The sequence below is a fragment of the Flammeovirga aprica JL-4 genome, assembly GCF_012844305.1.
GTDB classification, from domain to species: domain Bacteria; phylum Bacteroidota; class Bacteroidia; order Cytophagales; family Flammeovirgaceae; genus Flammeovirga; species Flammeovirga aprica.
The window spans coordinates 1-1,842 of record NZ_JABANE010000263.1 but is presented as its reverse complement, the minus strand read 5'-3'; the positions used below and the strand labels follow the sequence as shown (position 1 = coordinate 1,842).

The 1,842-nt window shown below is 37.7% G+C and carries 1 protein-coding gene; it reads left to right on the top strand.

From position 1 onward, the window contains the following. A partial coding sequence (locus HHU12_RS33705) for a hypothetical protein (RefSeq protein ID WP_169661117.1) occupies positions 1-1,842 on the top strand: 1,842 nt, incomplete at both ends.

Below are 1,842 nucleotides of genomic sequence, written 5' to 3'. Positions count from 1 at the left end.
AGAGAATGAGAAGTTAAAATTGATAGACGATGCAAACAAAGAAATAACCAAGCGTATACCAGGTATTCAAAATAGAGAGACGTTGGTGAGTCACTTGGTGGATGATTACCTTGAATATCTTTCTTCTGACAAACAGCTAATCGTTACTGTAAATGAAGAGGAATCAAGAAAAAAACTAAAATCCTCTTTAGCACAAAATGTACAAGAGTGGCAGTCTCAATTGAAAGCATTTATCACACCTAATAAGGGTCTGACAGTAAAAAGTTATCAGGATTATCAGGTGTCTTCATTTGAAAGGGGAGAACATGAGTATATTCTCAATGGAGATTTGCTCCCAGAAGATGCAGAGTATAAAAAATCAGATTTTATTGACGCCTTTAATGATCAGCTTCATTTTCTGGCTGAACATTCAGGAGCTCAGCTTTATGTATTTCCCATAAGGCTTGATTACTTGTCGCTTGATGAAACATTGGAGATTGACAATATTCAAGAAGATGGACCACCTACTTTATCGGTAAACCCTAAAGACTATCTACAGTCAAAACTGCAGGAAGTGATTGATGCAGAAGGCGATAATATTGCGTTGGTACTGTTGCCTTATACCAATATAGAAGATGGTAAAATTGTAGTTGAGAATGGTCATTTAAATTTGAGAGATTACAGTAAATTATATCCTTCTCTGCTTTACACTGAGAATGATAACTATTTCGAAAATATCGACCTTTATTTTAGTGGTGAGTTATCCAATGCGACAGAATACCAAGAGTTGGTTTTAGGAGCACTGAAGGGTATAAAAAAGCCGTTGATCACTTATGCTTATGCCATTAATAGCCGTTTTGAGGTGAGTAAGTCTGTTTTTGGAGTAGATGAGGAAGCGGTTTCAGGTTATTCTGAAATGAGGAAAATTATTTTATTTAAAAGTTCACACCTTGTCGATTTCGCTAAAAGTTATCCATCCCTAGTTTATTTTGATATTGGTGAAAGTCATTTTTCAGGGTACAGAAGGGATAAGTTGGCTTCTATTTTCATGAAAAAGGAAGGCTTTGTGATTAATGGGGATTACCCTTCAGGATTAGAAGATGGACTTTCAGAACCTTATGTGGATAAATATATTGATGCCTTGGCGAAGAAGAGTTTTGAGGAATGTGAAGAAGTCAGATCACTGAGAAATTATGTAAACCTAGATGAAAAATATATTGCACCGTTTGAGTTTTATGATGAGATAGTTTGGCCTGCAAGCTTCACGGGAACAGAAGATATTCCTTCAAAGGCATTGAGAAATCCGAAAGCATTTGATGCCCATTTAGGTAATCAGGTCGTTGAAGGCCTCAGCTATTTAGGGACTGGTGTTGCAGTTATGACCAATATTCCAGCAGATGAGTTTGTAGATGTATTAGCCATGGGTTACTACCTTTCAACGGGTCAGACAGCTAATTTTGCCTACAGTTCAGTAGCTTTTGCGACCCCTTATATGAGTGCTCCCCTAGTCAAAAAGTTTGCCCGTTTATCTTCAAGTTCCACAAAACGTTTGAGCAAATCTTTAGGCGATGATCTAGACGACTGGCTGATTAAAGAGTTACCAGAAGGGGTGTCCCTCCCACAAGGAAAAATGATCAGTCTTCAGAAAAATGCAGGAGAATATGAGGCCTTATTAGTGAAGAAAAGACCGAATAATTTATTGACTTATGCTCGGCAAGTTGTGAAATTGGATTTCACGGAGACAGGAGTGAAAGAGCTTTTGAAGATGGGGCAGACTCCTGAACGAATCAAAGAATTAGCGATAGCTAAAGGAGTGGTATTAGCGTTAGCCATTCTTGAATTGGGTGATAAGGAATTAGAAGA